The following is a 21,741-nucleotide window of genomic DNA, read 5'->3' as shown; positions in this document are numbered from 1 at the left end:
CCTCCGCGCGAAAAGGGGAAGGTTTCGGCCTTCCCCTTTTTTAATGGGCATCCGTATTATTACGTGATTTCGTCAGTGACATTCCCGTCGAAAATCACACCTCCCGCATTGCAAAAAATCTTAACAAATGATTGATTTTAATGTGAAATCCCAACGTTACAAACGGTAACAAAGAGTGATTTGCCGCATTGCGGTCGACCCGGTAGTTTGTGATCCTGGAAAACGGGCCGACATACCGCCCGATGAAAATCAATCGTAATACAACCTGATTTGTCTGGGGGTTCCCCGTGAATAACATTGCCGATATCAGCACTGCTTTGAATGACCAGCGCGCCGCAGCTTCGTCTGTTGTCCGGCAGCGCAGTCTTAAAAGTTCAATCGGATGTGCCGGTGTTGGCCTGCATTCCGGGCAGAAAATCCAGATCACGCTGCATCCTGCCCCGGTTAATCACGGTGTTGTTTTCCGCCGTGTAGACCTGCCGGGCAAACCGACCTTTGCCGCCCTGTATGATGAAGTCATCGACACCCGCCTGTGCACCTGCCTTGGCGACCTTGAGGCAGGCATCAAGATCGGCACGATCGAACATTTGATGGCCGCCCTTGCCGGTCAGCGTATCGACAATATCCTGATCGATATTGATGCCGACGAAGTTCCGGTAATGGATGGCAGTTCAGCCCCCTTTACCTTCCTGATTGATTGTGTCGGCATCGAAGAACAAAACGCCCCGCGCATGGTGGTCGAAGTTTTGAAAACCGTTGAGGTTGAACATAATGGTTGCCGGGCGAAGGTGGAACCTGCCGAAGGCTTCCATATCGATTTTGAAATCGACTTTGCCAGCAAGGCCATCGCCAACCAACGCCTGAGCGTTACCTTTGATGATGGCGTGTTTGTCAATTCCATCGCCCGGGCCCGTACCTTTGGCTTCCTGCACGAAGTCGAAGCCATGCGCAATGCGGGCCTTGCCCTTGGCGGGTCGCTGGAAAATGCTGTGGTCCTGTCAGGTGATTCGGTCATGAACGAAGAAGGCCTTCGTTACGAAAACGAGTTTGTCCGTCACAAAATTCTTGATGCGCTGGGCGACCTCTATGCTGCAGGCCATCAATTGCAGGGCAAGGTGACGGCTTACAAATCGGGCCATATGGTCAATAACATGCTGCTCAAGGCCCTGTTCGCCGATGAAAGCGCCTGGCGCCTGGTACCAATGCGCGCCACAGCACTCAATGCCAGCGAACCGGTACGTGCTTCTGCCTGAAAACCATGATGCAGGCAAATTGGCAGGCGCCTTCCCATAAGGGAGCGCCTGCTTTTTTTATGTCCGCCCCTGAACATCACACAATAACGCAATCATGCGAATCGCCTGGCTATTAACTGTCACCAATTATAGGGCAGCATCTTCGATTTCCGGGCCTCAAGCGTGATGCGACCCAACACAAAGCCCGCTCCTTTGGTTCATAGCGGACTGTTTATAATACCGGTTTTTCCTGCCCGTGCCTGTACCCCGCTATGCGTCAGCGCGCGAAACGCCATAAATTGCCGCAAATTTCAGGCAGCAAAGCCCGGATTTGTGCGCTGTTTTGCACAAAAGCGTCGAAAAAGCCATTTTCATTGATTCAACCACTTGCCCACAGGCGGTATTGGCGTGATATAGTCCCGGCCACACCAGCGAAATCCGATGGGTTTCAGTACGACCGCAGACAGAATTAAGGATTCCAACCTTGCCTCGTTCGGCTCACGCGAAACATCTGATTGCCGTTTGCGGCCTGGCGCTTATGCTGGCTGCGTGTTCCAGCACCAAAGAACCGGAATATGTCGAAAGACCGGTTGCAGAGCTTTACAACACTGCCCAGGACCTGCTGGATCAGAAAGAATATCAAAAAGCTGCCAAAGCCTTTGATGAAGTGGAACGCCAGCACCCCTATTCGTTATGGGCGACCAAGGCGACGCTAATGGCAGCCTATTCCTATTATCAGGACAACAAATATGATGATGCGATCAGCGCGCTGGATCGTTTCATTTCATTGCACCCTGCCAATGCCGATGTCGCCTATGCCTATTATCTCAAGGCGCTGTCCTATTACGAACAGATTTCCGATGTGCGCCGGGACCAGCAGATGACCGAAAAGGCCATGCAAAGCCTTGATGACGTCATCCGCCGTTTTCCCGACAGCAAATATGCCCGCGATGCCAAGCTGAAAAAAGACCTGACGGTCGATCACATGGCGGGCAAGGAAATGAGCGTTGGCCGCTATTATCAGGACCGGGGCGACTATTTGGCCGCCATCAACCGGTTTAAAAAAGTCGTCACCGATTACCAGACCACCACACACGTTCCAGAAGCCCTGTCGCGCCTGACCGAATGTTATCTGGCACTGGGTCTGACCGGGGAAGCCAAGAAAACCGCATCGGTTCTCGGCTATAACTTCCCGGGCAGCGAGTGGTACAACGATTCTTACAATCTCCTCCTGAACAAAAAGCAGGATAGTGATGACGAAAGCTGGTGGGATTCGACAACCACCGCCATCTCTGACCTGTTCTGATCAAAAGCCTGCCAATTCTGGCGAAAATCGCCGAATTTTAACGCCCTGCGGACATATTTTGTGCGCAGGGCTTGCAAGCAAGACAATGTTTCGGCACTCTGCAATCGACGCTATGTTCTCGTCCTGTTCCGCGTCTATCTGTAACAACGCCAGTATGCCAACATGCTTCGACGCCTTAGCATTCGTAATGTTGTCCTGATCGATAAACTGGACCTGGATTTTCACGAGGGACTAAGTGTCCTGACCGGGGAAACGGGTGCCGGGAAGTCGATTTTGCTTGATTCTTTGGGTCTGGCATTAGGCGCGCGCGCCGATAGCGGCCTGGTCCGCCACGGCAATGACAAGGCCAGCGTAACCGCCACCTTCCAACTTCCGGCCGGTCACCCGGTTTTTGGCCTGTTGCACGAACAGGATATCGATATTGAAGACGATGAACTGGTCGTGCGTCGCGTTGTCACCGCCGATGGCCGGTCGCGCGCCTATATCAATGACCAGTCGGTTTCCATTGGCATATTGCGCGATGTCGGCAATTACTGTGTTGAAATTCAGGGCCAATTTGACCAGCACGGCCTGCTGGACCCGACCACGCATCGCGGAACACTCGATGCTCATGGCAACCTGACCCAGGCCGCCCTGAAGGTGCGCGATCACTGGCGCAACTGGCGTGAAACCCAAAAGGAATTATCGGCTGCCCAATCCCGCATCACCAAGGCCCGCGAGGAAGAGGAATGGCTGCGCCACGCGGTAGACGAGCTTGACAAGCTCGCCCCTGTCGAAGGCGAGGAAGAGCAACTGGCCGAAGAACGCCAGTTCCTGATGCACGGCGAAAAGCTGGTGGCCGCCCTGGGCGATGCCGAAAACGACCTGTCACGCGGCAAGGGGGCGGAAAGTGCCATTCGTTCGGCCCAGCGGCATTTGGAACGTGAACTGGAAAAGGCCGATGGCCGGTTTGAACCGATTATCGAGGCGCTGGACCGTGCCGCCATCGAACTTGAAGAAGCCATGCGCGCCATTTCGGCAGCCCAAGCAGATCTGAACCTTGATTCTGGTCATCAGGAAAATGTTGAAGAACGCCTGTTTGCCCTGCGGGCAGCCGCGCGCAAATATAATGTCCCGGCCGATGGCCTTCATGGCCTGATGCTGGATTTCCGCCGCCAGATCGAACAGCTTGAATTTGGTGAACAGGAACTGGAACGCCTGAAGGAAGCCGGGGCGAAATATCGTCAATCCTTTATCGAGGCCGCCGAAAAACTGCATGAAGCGCGCAAGAAGGCCGCGGCAAAAATGGATGCCGCGATTAATGCCGAATTGCCGCCGCTGCGCATGGACAAGGCCCGCTTCATTACCGAAATTGTCGCCCTTGAGGAAAACGAATGGGGGCCGGACGGGCTGGACCGTGTGCAATTCACCGTTTCCACCAACCCCGGCAGCCCGGCGGGACCGCTTAATAAAATCGCATCAGGCGGCGAGCTGTCGCGCTTTCTGCTCGCCCTGAAGGTGGTACTGGCACGGGTTTCGGCCGTTCCCAGCCTGGTGTTTGACGAGGTGGATAGCGGTGTTGGCGGCGCCACGGCAGCCGCCATTGGCGAACGCCTGCATCTGCTGGCCCAGGAACGGCAAATTCTGGTGATTACGCATAGCCCGCAGGTCGCCGCACGTGGCAGAACGCACCTTAACATCGCCAAGCGCGAAGATGCCGGGGCGATGGTGACACGGGTAAACGAACTGGTGCAGGATGCACGGCGCGAGGAAATCGCCCGCATGCTGGCAGGCCATTCCATTACCGCAGAGGCCCGTGCTGCTGCCGATAGCCTGCTGGGCTTGCCGGCCTGATCGCACCTTTTTCTTCGTCAGGTTGGCAGCAACAGCCACTTGCACCGGCGATAAAACGATGAGTTGATTCCTGTCAGCAGGATCGCAAACGGGCAAACTAACCCTCGCCAGAAAGGCTGCTATATTTTAGAAACACCTGCATCAACGGCCCGCAATCTGGAACGGAAAACAAAACGACATGAGCGCCGATAAAACAGCGTCTGAAACCAGCAGCCAAGCCCCGAACATCGCGGCAGATGAAACCGTAACCGACACTGGCATGGTTCCTGCAATGCCCGAAAGCCGCAGTGACGCAACCCGTCAGCATGCTGAAATTGCGCAAAAGATCCGCGATTTTAATACGGCCTATTACGTCAATGACGAACCGCTGGTGCCTGATGCGGAATATGATGCGCTGTTTAGCCGCTTGATCGAGCTTGAAAGCCGTTATCCGACACTTAAGAAAAACAGCCCGACCCAGGAAGTCGGGGCATCCCCCGCCGAAGGTTTCGCCAAGGTCCGCCATGCGCGGCCAATGCTGTCGCTGGCCAATGCCTTTTCGCGCGAGGATATTGTCGATTTTCTCGCCCGTATTCGCCGCTTTTTGAACCTGACGGCGCATAGCCCGGTTGAACTGGTGGGCGAGCCGAAAATTGATGGCCTGTCACTGTCGCTGCGTTATGAAAACCGCACCCTGGTGAGTGCTGCAACACGGGGTGATGGAACCGAGGGCGAGGATGTTACCGCCAATGTCGCCCATATTGGCGATATTCCCCGCACCCTGCCCGACGATGCGCCCGAGGCCGTGGTGGAAATTCGCGGCGAAGTTTACATGTCGCGGTCCGATTTCCAGAAGCTGAATGCAAGCCAGGCCGAAGCAGGCAACAAAACATTTGCCAATCCGCGCAATGCGGCGGCCGGTTCGTTGCGCCAGTTGGATCCGTCAGTCAGTGCCAAACGTCCGTTACGCTTTTTTGCCTATAGCTTTGGTGAACTGTCCGAAAGCCTGGCGGAAACGCACTGGAATTTCATTGAGAAAATCAAAGGCTGGGGATTTGTCACCAATCCCCATACCCGCATGCTGCACGATGCCGACGAAATCATGGCGTTCTATGAAGAACTCAGCAATCAGCGCGCCGAACTTGATTACGATATTGATGGCATTGTTTACAAAATCAACGATTTTGAGCTGCAATTGCGCCTGGGTTTTGTCAGCCGCTCGCCTCGCTGGGCGATTGCCCATAAATTCCCGGCGGAAAAGGCGAAAACGCGGCTGAAATCGATTGAAATTCAGGTAGGCCGTACCGGTGCGCTGACCCCGGTGGCACATTTGGAACCGGTGACGGTGGGCGGAGTGGTTGTTTCACGCGCGACCCTGCATAACCGCGATGAAATTGAACGCTTGGGCGTGCGGGTGGGCGACCTTGTAACGGTGCAACGCGCGGGCGACGTGATCCCGCAAATTCTGGGATATGTACCCGAGGAACGCCCCGAAAACAGCGTTGAATTTCAGTTTCCCGACAAATGTCCGAAATGCGGCAGTCATGCCATGCGCGAGGAAGGCGAAGTCGTCACGCGCTGCAGCGGCGGGCTGATTTGCCCGGCACAGGCGGTAGAGCGGCTTAAGCATTTTGTATCACGTAATGCCTTTGACATTGAAGGCATGGGCGGCAAACATATCGAAGCCTTTCATGAACTGGGTTGGGTCAAACAGCCGGGCGATATTTTCCGCCTGGAAAACGATCATGGGGAAGACCTGCGCAAACTGGAAGGCTGGGGCCCCAAATCGGCCGAAAACCTGTTTGCCAGCATTAACCAGCGCCGCACCATTTCCCTTGATCGTTTTATTTACGCCCTGGGTATTCGCCAGATCGGCCAGGCCACGGCAAAATTGCTGGCCCGGCATTATGGCTCTGTCGGTACATGGCGCCAAGCCATGGTTGATGCGCAAGAGGCCGATAGCGACGCGCTGCGCGACCTGATCAATATTGACCAGATCGGCCCCGGCGTTGCCCACGACCTTTTGGAATTTGCCGCTGAAAGCCATAACCGCGCGGTTCTGGACGATCTTCAGGGCATTCTGGAGATCACCGATGTCGAAGCCCCGGCCAATGTCGATAGCCCGGTCAGCGGTAAAACCGTTGTCTTTACCGGCAAGCTGGAACTGTTTTCGCGCAACGAAGCCAAGGCCAAGGCCGAAAGCCTGGGAGCGAAAGTTGCCGGGTCTGTTTCGGCAAAAACCGATTATCTGGTTGCAGGACCGGGTGCGGGTTCCAAATTAAAGAAGGCAGAGGAAGCCGGTGTTACCGTGCTTGATGAACAGGGCTGGCTGGATTTGATAGCCACCTGAGACACAAACGGGCATCGCTGGCAGCATATAGGAAAATGATCATGGAAGATTTGACCAGCTTTTTTCACCGCTATGGCGATGCCCATTTAAAACTGTCTTCGGAAGAACTGGGGCCGTTTTTCCACCTGCCCTGCCTGATCAATGATTTAAATGGCGTACATGCCATTTCATCACAGGATGATCTAACGGCCTATCATGCCCCCTTTATCAAAGAACTTGCCAAGGCCCGCCTGGCCCTGTGCAAGGCGATGCTGACCGAACAGCACTCCGCCCTGCCAGGCGGGGCGCGGGCCATCGTGTCCTTCCGGTTTGGGAACGAGGCAAATGATCTGATCTTTGATTGCGATTATGCCTTTGCCCTGATGCGCGTTGATCAGGACTGGAAAATCGTTTTTGCCCAGCTTGGCGAAATTCGATATAGCGACCTTTATTAGGGAAAGGCTATGACAATGCCTTTTCTCCACCCCACCCATTTAACCATCTGCCAAAAAACCGGCACCAATCCCAATGCCCGGCAAAAGACATGGCTTACGGGGATGAACACCATCCTGATTGTCATCATGCTTTGCGCCCTCACCGCAACACACCCTGCGCAGGCTGATAACTGGTTTCAACCCTTATCAGGCAAACCCGTAGCCCAGGATGGCGATACGCTGGAATTTGGCTTTAAGCTGGTGGATTTATATGGGGCGGACAGCCTGGAACGTTTTCAAAAATGCGTGGTGAACGGCCAGGACACCGCCTGCGGGGCCGATGCCTGGCAGGCCATTACCAATCTGATTGCCAAAACCCCGGTGCGCTGCGAGACGAAGGCCCTTAATCGTTACAAACGCAACATGGCGATTTGCCGCAACGCCAATGGCGTGGATATTGGTCAGCAAATGGTGGCACTGGGATGGGCCATTGCCCGCACCGATCAAATGCCGTCCTATGCGGCGGCGGAACAATCGGCCAAGGCCGCCCGGCGCGGCGCATGGGCGGGCAAATTCATCGACCCGTTAAAGTGGCGGCAGGGCAAGCGCCTGCCGGAACATGAAATCAGCATTTACTGAACCCTCAAGACCCCATTTAACGCATCGGTCCCTGAAACGGACGGGCCAGCAAACGGCCAAAGCCCGCCAGCGTCATTTTGTTTTTAAGCGAAGCGACCCCCAGCATCACCACAACAAACCCCGCCATTTGTGTTGGGCTAAGGGTTTCGCCCAAAAACAGCCAGGCGGCAAAGAATGTCAGCGCCGGGCCGGAAAGCGAAATGAGCGAGGCCTGGGTCGCCCCAATGCGGCGAATCCCTTCAAACAGCAGGAAAAACGGAATGACGGTGCAAAAAATCGAAATGCCCGTCGTCCATAAAACCCCTGTCAGATTAAGGTTCAGCGGCTTTTCGACAACCAGTTCGTACAGAACCATCGCAATGCCGGCGACCGTATTGATCAATGCGGCAAAGTGCATCGAACCCACGACACTGATTTTACGCTGACTGAAATAAAGGTAGCAGGCATAGGTCAGGGCCGATGAAAACGCCCAAAACACGCCCTGCCACATGTGGTCCGACACCAGCGACACCCCATTGGGGGCTACCACCAAAATCAGCCCGCAATAGGTGATCAGAAAGCACACGATTTGCCGAAGGGGTGGTAACCGCCAGCGATGCAGGGCTTCCAGGATCATGACAATGGCGGGGAAACTGAACAGCACAATGCGCGATACAGTTACATCGATGATAGAAACAGCGGTAAAATCACACAGCGATGCCGCAAAAAACAACCCGCCAAAGGCCCCACCCCACACCATGTCGCCAGGCCGCATCGCCCGTTCACCGGGGCGATTTTTGCCAAACATCCAAACGCCAAACCAGAAAAACGGCATCGCAATTGAAAACCGCAGCAACAAAAGCCCGTCTACCGTCATGCCGGTGGCATAGACAAACTTTGCCAAAAGCCCCTTCATCGCCAGCGCGCAGGTTGCCAGCAATACCAAAATCAGGGCAGAGCGCGCGGTTTTGGCTTTGGCCGCTTCAGCATCGGCCTGGCTTTGTTCCTGCGTCAGGCGGGCGTCTTTTTCGGCTTCTGTCAATTTTTGGGATGGTGCGGCAGGCATCTCACTGGCAGGCGTTTTACCTGCCATTGTCGTTGTCGTGCGGGACATTGTGGGGCTCCGATCTCTCTACCAACATATCCTACGCCGCCACAGACATTATTCAATTAGAATAAAATGTTACCAGTTATCAGTTTTGCTGATAACATCAGCGCAATCGGATCACCCTTTATCAAAAGCTGCATATCATGGACCTTAAACAGCTGCGCAGTTTTATCCACATCGCCGAACTGGGCAGCCTGTCGCGGGCGGCGGACCGGCTGAACCTGTCGCAACCGGCCCTAAGCCGCCAATTGAACCTGCTGGAAGAAAACCTGAATACCCAGCTTCTGGAACGCACCGGGCGCGGCGTGAAACTGACCGAAGCCGGACGTTTGCTGGCCGAGCGGGCACGGGTTATTTTAGGCGACCTGGCCCGCCTGGAAGCCGATATTAGCGAACGGCGCGACCATATTACTGGTCATGTCAATATCGGCCTGCCGCCCAGTGCCGGTATTGTCATTACCGGGGCATTGGTGGAAGCGGTACGGGACCGATACCCCGAACTCAGCCTGTCGATTGCCGAAGATTTGACCGGCGATATTCAGGAAGGATTGCTGTCGGGCAGGCTTGATGTCGGCGCGCTGCATGATGGCATGATCTCGCGCAGCCTGCATTCGGAGCCCCTGTGGCGCGAAGACCTGTTCCTGATCTCGCATCCGTCGCTGGTACCGGAAAACGCCACCGAAATTGCCTTTGAAGATGTGGTGCGCCTGCCGCTGATCATGCCGACCCCCAAACACGGTCTGCGCGCTAAAATGCAGGAGGCCGCCTTTCGTGCCGGTCGCCCGCTGATGCCGGTGGTAGAGGCCGACGCGTTACGTGTGCTGGTGGATCTGGCCCAACGCGGTCTTGGCCATACGGTATTGCCGCGATCATCCCTGGTGGCGGAACTTTCAACCGGGCGACTGAAGGCACGGCGCATTACCCAGCCCGGCATGGCCCGCACGGTGATGCTGTCCTGGTTGCAGGACCGGCCGCTTAGTGCCGGGACCAAGGCCGTGATTGATACCCTGCGCGATCTGGTCGGAACAATGCCAATCGGGAATTGACCCAAAATAAAACCGGCATTCGCGATGGAATGCCGGTTCTCAGTTCAGGCCTCAAACGAGTTCTATAAAGTGATCAGACGTCTGCCGATGAATCCGACGAGCGTTTCCACAAATTCAACCCGCCATCGGTGGCGTATTTGTCTATTTCGGCCAGTTCTTCGGCGCTGAATTCCAGATTATTCAGGGCATCCAGACTGTTATCAAGCTGTTCAACATGGCGTGCACCGATCAGGGCCGAGGTGATTTCCGGTCGGCGCAGCACCCAGGCAATTGCCATTTGCGCCAACGTCTGCCCGCGACGTTGCGCGATCTCGTTTAACGCCTTCACACGGTTGATATTATCCTCGGTCAGCATGGAGGACTGGAAAGACCCGCCTTCGGCGGCACGGGAATTTTCTGGCACACCATTCAGATATTTATTGGTCAGAAGCCCCTGTGCCAGCGGGGAGAAGGCAATGCAGCCAATGCCCAGTTCAGACAGGGTATCAAGCAGGCCTTCCTCCTCGACCCAGCGGTTCAGCATGGAATAGCTGGGCTGATGGATCACACAGGGCGTGCCCAGTTCGGTCAGGATTTTTTGTGCCTTGCGGGTCATTTCCGCCGAATAGGACGAAATACCAACATAAAGCGCCTTGCCCTGACGCACCACCTGGTCCAGTGCGCTCATGGTTTCATAAAGCGGCGTGTCCGGGTCTACCCGATGGGAATAGAAAATATCAACATAATCCAGTCCCATGCGTTTCAGGCTTTGATCCAGGCTGGAAATCAGATATTTGCGTGATCCCCATTCACCATAAGGGCCGGGCCACATGCGATAGCCCGCCTTGGTGGAAATCACCATTTCATCACGATGGGCGCGTAAATCCTGATCAAGGATACGGCCAAAATTGGTTTCGGCCGAACCGGGCGGCGGACCATAGTTGTTGGCAAGGTCAAAATGGATAACACCCCGGTCAAACGCCCGGCGGACCATGGCGCGCTGGGTTTCGTAAACGTCAACGCCGCCAAAATTGTGCCAAAGGCCAAGGGTGATTTGCGGTAATTGCAGCCCGCTATGGCCGCTACGACGATAGGTCATCTTCTCGTAACGCGATGCGTCGGGCATCCAGTCCGATGACATAGTCTTCCTCCTGATTGTTTTTACTTTGGGTTTTCCCAAAATTTGTATCGATCCAATGGACGAGAGAATACGTTATTTGCAAGTATCCTGTCAGGCACGAATTGCAATAACCGGAAAACACCCCAAAGCCCCTGCCCGTGACGTTCATGCCATCGCGCATTTTGCCGATTGGTTCTTCGGACAAACCCGTCATTAGGTGTATATAGGCAAACAAACCAGACAGACGGGCACAACAGCAGGATAGAAAACAGATGAAAGCGAGCATCCGCGGACTGGAACTGTTTCGATCCATCATGCTGACCGGATCGATCAGCAAATCGTCCGTCGAACTGAACATTTCCCAGCCTACTGCCAGTGGCCTTCTAAAACGGCTGGAGGATTCCGTAGGGCTGATCCTGTTTGAACGCAGTGCCTTTGGCCTGTCACCCACGCCCGAGGCGATCAAACTGCTGCCCGAAGTTGATCGGATGTTTCAGCATCTCGACCATGTGCAAACCAAAATCACCAATATAGCCGAAGGAGATTCGGCGTTTTTATCGGTGCAATCCCTGCCCTCCATGTCGCAGCATTTTGTTGCCCCGACGATTAAAATCCTGTGTGAGCATTTTCCCAAGGCCACCATTTCCATCCATTCGGGTCAATCCTCCCAGGTAGTGAACAGCATTCGCATGGGGGCCTTTGATGTGGGTTTTGTTTATGGGGCGCGGGAAAATTCGATGCTGGAATATATCCCGCTTAAGAAAATCAAATTTGAATGTGTGCTCCGGGCCGATCACAGGCTGGCACAACATTCCCGTGTCGAGCCAAATGACCTGCGAAATGAAAACCTGATTTTGAACCGGTCGGGCACCTACTTGCGCAATGCCCTGAACCGGGCACTGCGCCAGCACGATATTCCCCTGTCGCCCAAGGTCGAAACCGGCACTCTCCAGGCCTATGACCTGATCAATTCAGGGGTCGGGATTGGTATCCTTGATACGTCCCTGTTGTCCGACAACCATTATCCCGATCTGGTTGCCGTGCCGACCTTTATGAATATTGAAGTCGAAGCCTGCGCGATTTTCAACAAAACAACACCGCTATCGCGTGTTGCCCACCAATATCTGACAATCGTGCAGGATTTCTTTCATACGGTAGGGAAAGTGGACTAAGAACTGTTGCCGTCGCCAAACGCAAAACGACCCGGCAATACCGGGTCGATGTGCAGGAATGTTTTATGTATAGGTCAGGCAGGCGGGTGATTTAGTCCGCCGCACCGGCAATTTCTTTCAGCCGGGCCATCACTTCAGGGCCAACCAGCGGTTCACCCAGTTCTTTCCAGACCGGTTTCATCTTGGCAACCCAGGCGGCATGCTGTTCGTCATTCAGGCTATGAACTTTAACACCACTTTGGCGGATGAATTCCACATCGTCACTGTTCATCTTAAGGCCGTTTTCAAGGTTCCAGTCGGTTGCGGCTTTAAGGGCATCGGCAATACCGGAACGGACATCGTCGGGCAGGCCATCCCACCAGTTCTTGCTGGTCCCCACCATGTAATAGGAATACATGTGGTTGGTCAGGGTCAGATGATTGATCATTTCATACATGCCCGACCCCTTCCAGGCATTCGGCGTCACTTCGGCACCGTCAATCACGCCGGTCTGAAGGGCAGTCGGGGCTTCGCCCCAATTCACACTAACCGGGTTTGCACCAACTGCCTCAAAGGTTTTCACATAAACCGGGGCGGACTGAACACGGACTTTCATACCCGCGATATCGTCAGGCGTCAGTACATCCTTGTTGCCGGAATAGCCCAGAACACGCGGACCATTGATCCAGAAGGCAACTGGTTCAATGTTTTTGGAGCGCAGTTGCGGCACAAAAATGCTGCGTACCGTTTCATCCTGCATCGCGGCCGTGAATTTTTCCGGCGTATCGAGAAGAAACGGCAGGTTAAATGCATTCATGCCCTTGGCAAGGGTGGCATAGGTACCCGTTGTCGGTGCAATGAAGTTAACCGCGCCAAGCTGAAGCCCCTGAACCTGGTCGCTCTGGTCAAACAGGGTGCTGGAATGATGCAGTTCAATCACAACCTTATCGCCAAGACGCTTTTTGACTTCTTCGGCGAATTTTTCAAAGGTCTGGCCTTTGAGGCTGACCTTGGCCGAATCATCAGACATGACGATTTTAATCGGCTCGGCATTGGCAATCGAGGCCCCAAAGGCAACCCCGGCCATCAAAATCCCCGCCAGGGTCAAACGCAGTTTCCCAGTATATTTCATCTCATTTCTCCACTATTTATCATTGTGTTGGGCACACCCTTCCATCCCCTGAAAACGGTGCGGGTCACTTCATCAAAGCCGGCAGATAAAGCGAAATTTGCGGTACAAAGGTCACAAGAAGCAGGGCCGTCAGGGTAGCGGCGATCCAGGGCAAAGCCGCCCGGAACACAGTCAAAACCGACATGCCCGAAATACTGCTGGCGACAAAAAGATTCATACCCACCGGTGGCGTGATCAGCCCCAATTCGATATTCACCACCATGATGATGGCAAAATGAACCGGATCGATACCAAGCGACCGGGCCGCAGGCTCCAGCAGCGGTGCAAAAATCAGAATGGTCGGGACGCCTTCAAGGAAAAAACCGACAATCACCAACAGCACATTGACGCAAAGCAGGAACTGAACCGGCGATAGCCCGGCATCAAGAACCAGTTGGGCCAGTTTGGCCGGCACACCGATTTTGGTAATGAAATAGCCAAACATCAGGGCATTGGCCGTGACCCAAAAAATCATGCCAACCCGCGGTACTGTTGCGGCAACAACATTAAAAACATCCCGAACCTTAAGTTCGCGGTAGATCAACATGCCAACAATAACCGCCAGACCAATGGCAACCAGGGCCGCCTCGGTCGGGGTGAAAATGGCCCCACCCTCAAACTGCATGCCAAAAAGTTCAAACCCCGGAAAACCATAAATCCCGACGATAATCACAATGGGCAGCAACAATGCCGGAAAGCTGACGCGAAATGCCCGACCCATTTCCCCGACGGCCGCCCGCTGGCGGACTTCCACCCCTTCGCGGGTTGCAAGGAAACGTGCGGTAAACAACAAAAGCAGACCATAAATGACACCCGGCACCACACCCGCCAAAAACAGCTTGGGGATCGAGGTTTCGGTAACAAAGCCATAAAGGATCAATGGAATGCTTGGCGGCAGCAAAATGCCAATCGACCCCGAGGTACAAATCGCCCCGATCGAGAATTTTTTGGAATAGCCTTCCTTTAGCAGCGCGGGATAAAGAATGTTACCCACCGCCGCCACGGTGGCCGGGCTGGAGCCGGAAATGGCAGCAAAGAAAATGCAGGTCAAAACCGTTGCCATGCCAAGGCCGGCCTTGAAATGCCCCATCAGGGCCGTCGCCAGATCCACCAGGCGGCGCACCAGCCCGCCATTTTCCATCAGGGCTGCGGCCAAAAAGAAAAACGGCACGGCCATCAGGGTGAAATGTTCAAGATTGGTCAGCAGTTTCTGCCCGAGAATCCCGGTCGGGATTGGCGAGAAGAAGATCGAGGACAATACCGCCGCCCCGCCCAGGGCAACGGCAATCGGCGCGCCAATAAGGATCAGGACGAAGAAAACAATGGCCAGAAAAGCAACGGTCATTTGCCCTGCCCCTTGTTGGATGCAATTTTGGAAAGATAGATTTCTTCGGGTTTCAGTGCCCCGATGTCACGCCCCAGGCTCAGCAGCAACAGCACATAGCGCAGGCTGAAAAACACCATCGTGATGGGCACGACAAGAAAGAAATACAGTTCGGGAATATCGGTTTCCTGATTAACCGCACCAATCATATTCAGAAAATTGGCATAAAAAATCGCGTCATAGGCGTAATACAGGCACAATGCCAGAGTTGCACCATAGGCCAGCAGGTTCAAAACCGCCCGGCCGCGTGGCCCCAGTGCCATTGGCAGAAGGTCAACACGCGGATGATAGCCCTCACGAATGGCGCGGCTGGCCCCAAACAGCATCGCCCACACCAGCGAAATCACCAAAACGCTTTCCAGCCAGTGAATGCCCGAATTGAACACGTATCGCAGGATGATCTGCAGAAGGCCTAGGCTGACCCCCACCAGGGTCAAACCGACCATCATCAGCTTTTCAAACCCGCATAACAGCAAGTCCAGTCGCCGGATCATTCCATTTCACTCCCACACATATTGTTTTCCCCGTCTTTCACATTCAGGCGGCCATATTGTTTGATGGCGTCCATAACGTGCACAAACAGGAAAGGTCAGTCAGGGTTTCCAGCGCCATGATGGCGTCGTGCAAGCGCACCGCTGCCCCGGCAGACAAAACCCGTCCGGCGCAATCGTCATATTTGGCCCTGATCAGTTCGGCTGGTGCCGGTTCATCGGCATGACGCCCAAAGGGGCGGTCCATTCGCTTATTAAGTTGGCGACCATCGCGCAGTTTTACATCAACCTCGGTCAGGTAGTTTCCTGGCCGGGTCAATGACAGGTCGTCATGCGGTGCAGCATTTACACGCACCATCAAGGAAAGCGCAACCGGATCGTTGTAGGCAGCTTCATCAAAACTGCCAAATGTCAGCCCGCCATCCAGAAGCGCACGCGCCGCGCAATATTGCACGCTAAATTTCGCATCAAGGCTGTTACGCAATTGCGGGCGGTTCACATGCGTCAGGCGCAGTGGATGAATACGGGTATTGATGCTTTCGACATCGTCAGCCCCAAACCCATGCTGCTTTTGCAGCGAAAAAAGTGCATCAACCGTGGCATGGGTACTGTCACAGCAGGGATAAAGCTTGATGCCAATACCCGGCTCGACAATATCAAGCGGGGCGGCCCAGTCCTGGGTGATCAGCTCGGCCTGGTAATTGCCCTTGCCGTTGTAAACATTCAAAAAGCCCTGCTTGGCTTCAAGTACATCAAGACTGGCGGTAAAGCCATTTTGCGCCATTTTGGCAGCCATCAGGCCATGCCGCGCGGCATGCCCAACATGATAGGGTTTGGTCATGGTGCCAAAATTCGCCTTGACCCCGCTGGCCAGACTGGCCGATAGCGACAGGGCCAGCGCGGTTTGGTGGGCATCAAGGCCCAAAAGCCTGGCCGATGCCGCCGTAGCACCAAATACACCCAGCGTTGCCGTCGGGTGCCAGCCCAGATCATAGTGATGAAAATTCACTGCACGAGCCATGCGGGTTTCTGTTTCAAACCCGGCAATAAAGGCCAGCATGAAATCCATGCCCGAAACGGGTTGGCTTTCGGCAATGGCAAACAATGCCGGTAATATCGGGGCGGATGGATGACCGCCCATGGCAATATTCACATCATCAAAATCAAGCGCATGGGATGCAGCCCCATTGATCAGGGCTGCGCACAACACATCAAGTTTGGTATCACGCCCCAGCAACGACACATGGCCTGGTGTTGCCAGCCCTTCGGTTTGCAGCATTGTTTCAACCACCGGCTCGTGCGTGCCGGCAAGGGTGCAGCCCACCGTATCAAGGATAACGGTTTTGGCATTTTCGATGGCAACAGGCGTAAGATCAGCATGTCCCAGCGCATGAATGCGCTCGGCTAGGTCGGTTATCAATGTCATTCTTTTTTCCGAAATCCGGTGGCTAGCGCCAGTAGAGCCTTTCGGGATTATCTACCAGCATGGCTTTGACAATGGCCGGATCACCCGCCCATTGTGCAACAAGGTTCAGGGCCAGCCCGTTATCTTCGGGCCGAAAATGTTCAATTTTATCAGGCGAACGCACCGTTCCCGGTGCAGGCATTGTATGGGGCCAGTCACTGCCCCACAGCATACGATCCGGGCGTGTGGCAAAAAGCGTTTCAATAAAAGGCTGCACGTCGCCATAACCCGGCAGGCGCGACACCCGGTAAAGGGCCGATAGTTTCAAATAAACATGATCGCAGGCCAAAAGACGACGCAAGCTGTCAAACCCGGTCTGGGTCAACTCCCCCGCCGCATCCAGGCAACACATGTGATCCAGCACCAGATCAACCGGCAAAGCGGCCAGCTTGCCTTCAAGCAGAGCGATGTTGCCAAGGGTGGTATAAATCTGAATATGCCAGCCCAGCGGCAAAACCCGATTTACGGCATGATCCAACTGATCAGCAACGCTTTGCGCATCCACATCGCCATGGGTGCGCAGATTAAGGCGAATACCACGCACGCCCGCCCCATGCAGGCGCACAAGGTCTTCATCGCCAAAACTGTCATCAATCACGGCAACAGCCCGGACACGGTCCTGCCCCATGCTTTCGATGGCATCAAGGATGCAGGCATTATTGGTGCCATAGGGGCTGGCCTGCACCAGAATGGCCCGGCGAAATGACAATTGCGCCAAATGTGCTTCAAGTGCGGAAAGGGGCGCGTGGTCCGGTGTATAGACACGGTCAGCCGACAGGGGAAAACGCCCTGCATCAAAGATGTGAACATGGCAGTCACACGCATTATCGGGCACGGTAAATGCCATCGCCTGATAGGTCTGGGTCATATTACACTCGGACGTTCCTGTTTTCCGGCCCATGCCGGATCACTGTTTAACTTCCTGCCATCCATGACCGTCTTTGTCACAGACGCCCTTAAAAGGTGCTGTCTTGCCGGTACCATCGGGCAGGTGTCTCAGATTAATTTGTTAGCCAAAGTATCCGCCAGATTTCGAGGCTTTTTCAAATCGGTTTTCCTGCGACCCCTACAAAGTTTTTCGATACCCTGAGCAATATCAATAAAATATTTTATTTTCAGAAGCTTATGGAGGAATACATCCACCATAAGGCGCATCCATCACTTGTTTTTCACATTGAATTAGCCTGATACGATGAAACTCTGGCGGCAACTGTTTTGCAGCCAATGCGGATTCCGCCAACGTTTTGCCCGGCTCCCCCATAAATCATGCCAAACAAAACGCGCCAGCATCATGTCGATACTGGCGCGTCTTTATGCCATTGGGGCCGAAAGGAGCGGCACCCTTTGCCCCTGCTTAATCCCTGGAAAGCGGTGCGGTTGCCTGTTTCAACCAGTCACGATGTTCATCATCAAGGTCGTTTTCGTACATGGCATAAACCCGGGCATGATAATCGTTCAGCCAGTTCAGTTCCGCATCATCAAGCAGGCTGGCATCGATCAAACGCCGTTCGATGGGCGAAAAGGTCAGGGTTTCAAACCCCAGAACCGGTAATTCGGCCCCGACCGGTGCCGGAAGTTCGATCACGGCGATCAGGTTTTCGATGCGAATGCCATATTCGCCTTCCTTGTAATAACCCGGCTCGTTCGACAGAACCATGCCCGGCTTCAGGGCAATTTTATTGGCCGCCTTGGAAATGCGTTGCGGCCCTTCATGGACCCCCAAATAGCTGCCAACACCGTGGCCGGTGCCGTGGTCAAAATCCAGGCCCACATCCCATAACGGTTTGCGTGCCAGGGTATCAAGCTGCGGGCCGGTGGTACCGGCCGGGAATTTGGCCGTGGCAAGGGCGATGTGCCCTTTCAGCACACGGGTAAAACGGTCACGCATTTCATCGCTGGGCGTGCCGATAATCGTGGTGCGGGTAATATCGGTGGTGCCATCAATATATTGCCCGCCGGAATCAATCAGGAAAATCTCGCCAGGCTGCAATTTGCGATTGGTTTCCGGGATGCAACGATAATGGCAAATCGCCCCGTTCGGTCCGCTGCCGGGAATGGTGGTAAAGCTGCTGTCGCGAAACAGCGGGTCTTCCTCGCGCAGGGACAGCAATTTGTCTGCGGCCCGCATTTCATCAAGCGTCCCGTCTGCGGCCGCCTTTTCCAGCCAGGCAAAATAACGAATGATTTTTTCGCCATCGCGCTTATGCGCCTTGCGCGAGCCTTCCAGTTCCACCGCATTTTTAATCGCCTTGGGAATGGCAATCGGGTCCCGACCCAGGCGCACCGTGGCACCGGCCTTGCTTAATTGCATGCGCAACCAGTCCGACGCGGTTGCTTCATCCAGCCGGACCGACCCATTACCCAAACCACGCAGGGCGTCGGCCAGTTCGCCGGGCTGGCGCAATGTTGCATCACCCGCAATCCAGTCGCGGGTTTCGGGGGCAAATTTGCGTTCATCGGCAAACAGGTCCACTGCACCGTTTTTATCAATAATCGCATAACCCAGCATCAGCGGCGTTTGCGGCACATCGCCACCGCGAATATTTAACAGCCAGGCAATGCTGTCAGGGGCGGAAATAACCGCCGCTTCACATTCCAGGGTTTCAAGGGCCTTGGCAATGGCCGCCCGCTTTTCGGCACTGGACTGCCCGGCATATTCCAGCAAATGCGGGCGGGCGGGTGCCAGCGGCTGGGCGGGTTGCTGATGCCACAGGGCATCAATCGGGTTGGGGTCAATCGCGACGAGTTCAGCCCCGGCACTTTCGCAGGCTTCGCGCAACTGATCAGCATGGGCAACGGTATGCAACCACGGATCATAAGCCAGCTTCTGCCCGGCTTCCAGATGGTCATAAATCCAGCCGACCGCCGGTTCATTGACCAGATGGCGATATTGATAAAGCGTGCCATTCACCTGCTGGCGCACCTGAATGGTATAACGGCCATCGACAAAAATGGCGGCATGGTCCTGCAACACAACCGCCGCCCCGGCCGAGCCGGTAAAGCCGGTTAACCAGGCCAAACGTTCCGCACGGGCAGGCACATATTCGCCCTGATGTTCATCCGCGCGCGGCACGATAAAGCCGTCAATGCCCTTGGCGGCCAAATAGGTCCGCAATTGCGCAATGCGTTCAGCGGCGTCAAAGCCATCGGCGGCATTGCAAAAGCTGCCCTTGCGCTCATCACGCAGGTTCAAAAGGGCTTCTTTGGTATCGGGCGACAGATTGGTCCCTATCAGATCAAACCAGTCCGCCCGGCTATCGCCATTGGCTGCCGCCAGTACCCCGTCTATCAGATCAACAATTGCGGTTAGATCTTTTTCGATACCATCCTTTTTTAACAAAGCAGCCAAATGCGCATCGCCCGAATAGGTCATGGGAAATCCTTTTTTGATGGTCCGACAGGGGAACAGGGTGACAGGGTCATAAAGTGCGGCGAGATTACGGGTTTTTGCCGATGATATACAAGCCTGCATTTTCAGCCATTTGGCCCGATATATACGCCCACATGCGGTTCAGGTATGAAAGACCTGCGCAGTTCGCAATACAAAAGTTAACGTTTTTTTACTATGACATCTGCATGACAAAAAGATGACCCGCCGGGCCATCAATTTGCAGGAGACAATAAACGGTGGTCCGTTTTCCATTTACTGCGCAAAGTGTTGCCCAGTCACGCCGTCGCCAGACAGCCTATGATGGCCTAGAGCGCCTTTCCCCTCAGGAACGTGTCGCGCTCGGTTTTGATACAGGCAGTGCCCAGTCGGGCGATGTGATGCAATCCGGGTATGCTGGCCTCCCCGCCAGCAACTTGACCGCAGACCGGGACTGACTGGACCTTCCCGCCCGTTCGCATATTGTCCCCTTGCAAACGGCACGCAGGATAGAGGTTCACTTTCCTTGTGGTCTTTTTTTGTTTCCCTCAGAAACGGCTCCGCCCCTTCCCCGGCGGGGCCGTTTCGTTTTTCAGCCCCATTCCTTATTCTTTCTATGGCTTGTTCCAAGCATTTGAATCTGCAATAGTTTGCCCCGAAAGCGCTTTGCCTTTAATCAGCATCATTATGTTTGTGTTTGGCGTACCGTTTGGCAAGGCACAGCGTGCAGAGCGATACGGCGCATCGGTCAAACGGTGTAACGCCGCGGAACCTCGCCAAAAACAACCCCTTCGGGCCGGGATAATCTTCCGCCCCGCAGCGTCAAGCCCCTTGAACGTAGCCCCGCTATGTCCGGCGGACCTTTCCTCGCCGGACAGAAGATTATTTCCGGCAGAATGATGCTGATTAAAGGCAAAGCGCTTTAAACAAACGGGGAAGAGACATGCCTAAAACAGTTTTGATTACGGGTGGATCACGCGGCATTGGCCGGGCCACGGCCCTTTTATGTGCCGAACGCGGCTGGAATGTTGCCATCAGCTATGTCGGTAACAAGGCCGCTGCCGAGCAAACCCGCAATGACTGCCGCGAGGCCGGCGGTGAATGTATTATCAAACGCTGCGACGTTGCCCGCGAAGAAGACATCATTTCCCTGTTCACCGTTGCGCTGGATGCCTTTGGCAGCATTGACGCCGTAGTCAATAATGCCGGGATCGTCGCCCCGGCACTGAAATTGATGGATATGGATGTTGAACGGATGGAACGTATTTTTGATACCAACATCCTGGGTGCCTATATCGTCGCACGCGAAGCCGCCCGCCATATGGCGCGAACCCGCGATGGCAAGGGCGGGGTTATTGTCAATGTTTCGTCAATGGCGGCCAAGCTGGGCGGGGCGAATGAATATGTCGATTATGCCGGGTCCAAGGGCGCGATTGACAGCTTGACGATTGGCCTGGCCAAGGAATTGGGGCCAGAGGGCATTCGCGTCAATGGTGTGCGCCCCGGCATCATCGAAACCGACATTCACGCCAGCGGCGGCCGCCCCAACCGGGCAGCAGAACTGGGGCCGAACTGCCCGCTGGGCCGCACCGGCACCGCCGAGGAAGTGGCCGAAAGCATTGTGTGGCTGATGGAGGATTCGTCCTCCTTCGTTACCGGCACCCTGATTGATGTTTCGGGCGGGCGCTAACTTAAGACAATCAAATAACAGTGATCTAAATAACAGCA

The 21,741-nt window shown here is 54.7% G+C and carries 18 protein-coding genes; 10 read left to right on the top strand and 8 right to left on the bottom strand.

Annotated elements, in window-relative coordinates; all coding sequences use genetic code 11:
• The first annotated feature begins 287 nt into the window (after window positions 1-287).
• The 6 genes from lpxC (at window position 288) to LF95_RS15305 (ending at window position 7,752) form a co-directional block, all read left to right on the top strand.
• Window positions 288-1,253 carry a UDP-3-O-acyl-N-acetylglucosamine deacetylase gene (gene lpxC / locus LF95_RS15330; protein ID WP_073955890.1) on the top strand — a complete coding sequence of 322 codons (966 nt, stop codon included), beginning with the start codon at window positions 288-290 and terminating at the stop codon, window positions 1,251-1,253.
• Between the two features lie 463 nt (window positions 1,254-1,716).
• Window positions 1,717-2,538: an outer membrane protein assembly factor BamD gene (locus tag LF95_RS15325; protein ID WP_073955889.1), complete on the top strand. Its 822-nt coding sequence runs from the start codon at window positions 1,717-1,719 to the stop codon at window positions 2,536-2,538.
• Between the two features lie 162 nt (window positions 2,539-2,700).
• Complete coding sequence (gene recN, locus LF95_RS15320; RefSeq protein ID WP_073955888.1) at window positions 2,701-4,371, top strand: DNA repair protein RecN; 1,671 nt, start codon at window positions 2,701-2,703, stop codon at window positions 4,369-4,371.
• 259 nt (window positions 4,372-4,630) lie between these two features.
• Window positions 4,631-6,700, top strand: a complete 2,070-nt coding sequence (gene ligA, locus LF95_RS15315; protein WP_073956319.1) for an NAD-dependent DNA ligase LigA — start codon at window positions 4,631-4,633, stop codon at window positions 6,698-6,700.
• A 41-nt stretch (window positions 6,701-6,741) separates the two neighbouring features.
• Window positions 6,742-7,134 carry a hypothetical protein gene (locus LF95_RS15310; RefSeq protein ID WP_073955887.1) on the top strand — a complete coding sequence of 131 codons (393 nt, stop codon included), beginning with the start codon at window positions 6,742-6,744 and terminating at the stop codon, window positions 7,132-7,134.
• A 9-nt stretch (window positions 7,135-7,143) separates the two neighbouring features.
• Window positions 7,144-7,752: a thermonuclease family protein gene (locus LF95_RS15305; protein WP_252509781.1), complete on the top strand. Its 609-nt coding sequence runs from the start codon at window positions 7,144-7,146 to the stop codon at window positions 7,750-7,752.
• 16 nt (window positions 7,753-7,768) lie between these two features.
• On the opposite strand, the gene LF95_RS15300 is transcribed toward LF95_RS15305, so the two are convergent.
• Window positions 7,769-8,845: a DMT family transporter gene (locus LF95_RS15300; protein WP_252509780.1), complete on the bottom strand. Its 1,077-nt coding sequence runs from the start codon at window positions 8,843-8,845 to the stop codon at window positions 7,769-7,771.
• A 137-nt stretch (window positions 8,846-8,982) separates the two neighbouring features.
• On the opposite strand from LF95_RS15300, the gene LF95_RS15295 reads away from it, so the two are divergent.
• Window positions 8,983-9,885 carry a LysR family transcriptional regulator gene (locus LF95_RS15295; RefSeq protein ID WP_073955886.1) on the top strand — a complete coding sequence of 301 codons (903 nt, stop codon included), beginning with the start codon at window positions 8,983-8,985 and terminating at the stop codon, window positions 9,883-9,885.
• 73 nt (window positions 9,886-9,958) lie between these two features.
• Here LF95_RS15295 and mgrA read toward each other — a convergent pair whose 3' ends face one another.
• Window positions 9,959-11,005 carry an L-glyceraldehyde 3-phosphate reductase gene (mgrA, locus tag LF95_RS15290; RefSeq protein WP_073955885.1) on the bottom strand — a complete coding sequence of 349 codons (1,047 nt, stop codon included), beginning with the start codon at window positions 11,003-11,005 and terminating at the stop codon, window positions 9,959-9,961.
• Between the two features lie 251 nt (window positions 11,006-11,256).
• Here mgrA and LF95_RS15285 point away from each other — a divergent pair, with 251 nt between their 5' ends.
• The gene (locus LF95_RS15285) at window positions 11,257-12,156 is read left to right on the top strand and encodes a LysR family transcriptional regulator (protein WP_073955884.1); all 900 of its coding nucleotides are present in this window, start codon (window positions 11,257-11,259) and stop codon (window positions 12,154-12,156) included.
• Between the two features lie 91 nt (window positions 12,157-12,247).
• Here LF95_RS15285 and LF95_RS15280 read toward each other — a convergent pair whose 3' ends face one another.
• The 6 genes from LF95_RS15280 to LF95_RS15255 form a co-directional block, all read right to left on the bottom strand.
• Window positions 12,248-13,267, bottom strand: a complete 1,020-nt coding sequence (locus LF95_RS15280; protein WP_073955883.1) for a TRAP transporter substrate-binding protein — start codon at window positions 13,265-13,267, stop codon at window positions 12,248-12,250.
• 64 nt (window positions 13,268-13,331) lie between these two features.
• The gene (locus tag LF95_RS15275) at window positions 13,332-14,651 is read right to left on the bottom strand and encodes a TRAP transporter large permease (protein WP_073955882.1); all 1,320 of its coding nucleotides are present in this window, start codon (window positions 14,649-14,651) and stop codon (window positions 13,332-13,334) included.
• A complete protein-coding gene (locus LF95_RS15270) occupies window positions 14,648-15,184 on the bottom strand; it encodes a TRAP transporter small permease (protein WP_073955881.1) in 537 nt (178 codons plus the stop codon). The genes LF95_RS15275 and LF95_RS15270 overlap by 4 nt, the downstream gene beginning before the upstream one ends.
• A gap of 43 nt (window positions 15,185-15,227) precedes the next feature.
• Window positions 15,228-16,607, bottom strand: a complete 1,380-nt coding sequence (locus LF95_RS15265; RefSeq protein WP_073955880.1) for an MmgE/PrpD family protein — start codon at window positions 16,605-16,607, stop codon at window positions 15,228-15,230.
• Between the two features lie 22 nt (window positions 16,608-16,629).
• Window positions 16,630-17,514, bottom strand: a complete 885-nt coding sequence (locus LF95_RS15260; protein WP_073955879.1) for an amidohydrolase family protein — start codon at window positions 17,512-17,514, stop codon at window positions 16,630-16,632.
• Between the two features lie 486 nt (window positions 17,515-18,000).
• On the bottom strand, window positions 18,001-20,019 hold the full coding sequence (locus tag LF95_RS15255) for an aminopeptidase P family protein (protein ID WP_073955878.1): 2,019 nt from the start codon (window positions 20,017-20,019) through the stop codon (window positions 18,001-18,003).
• A 254-nt stretch (window positions 20,020-20,273) separates the two neighbouring features.
• On the opposite strand from LF95_RS15255, the gene LF95_RS15250 reads away from it, so the two are divergent.
• Window positions 20,274-20,471 (top strand): hypothetical protein, encoded by a 198-nt coding sequence (locus LF95_RS15250; protein WP_073955877.1) that lies wholly within the window; start codon window positions 20,274-20,276, stop codon window positions 20,469-20,471.
• A gap of 485 nt (window positions 20,472-20,956) precedes the next feature.
• Window positions 20,957-21,703, top strand: coding sequence for an SDR family oxidoreductase (locus tag LF95_RS15245; RefSeq protein ID WP_073955876.1), 747 nt, complete (start codon window positions 20,957-20,959; stop codon window positions 21,701-21,703).
• Window positions 21,704-21,741: the final 38 nt, after the last annotated feature.

This window comes from Thalassospira sp. TSL5-1 (assembly GCF_001907695.1).
In the GTDB taxonomy this organism is placed as follows: Bacteria; Pseudomonadota; Alphaproteobacteria; order Rhodospirillales; family Thalassospiraceae; genus Thalassospira.
Note: the sequence above shows the minus strand (reverse complement) of the source record. Positions and strands in the feature narration are given on the sequence as shown.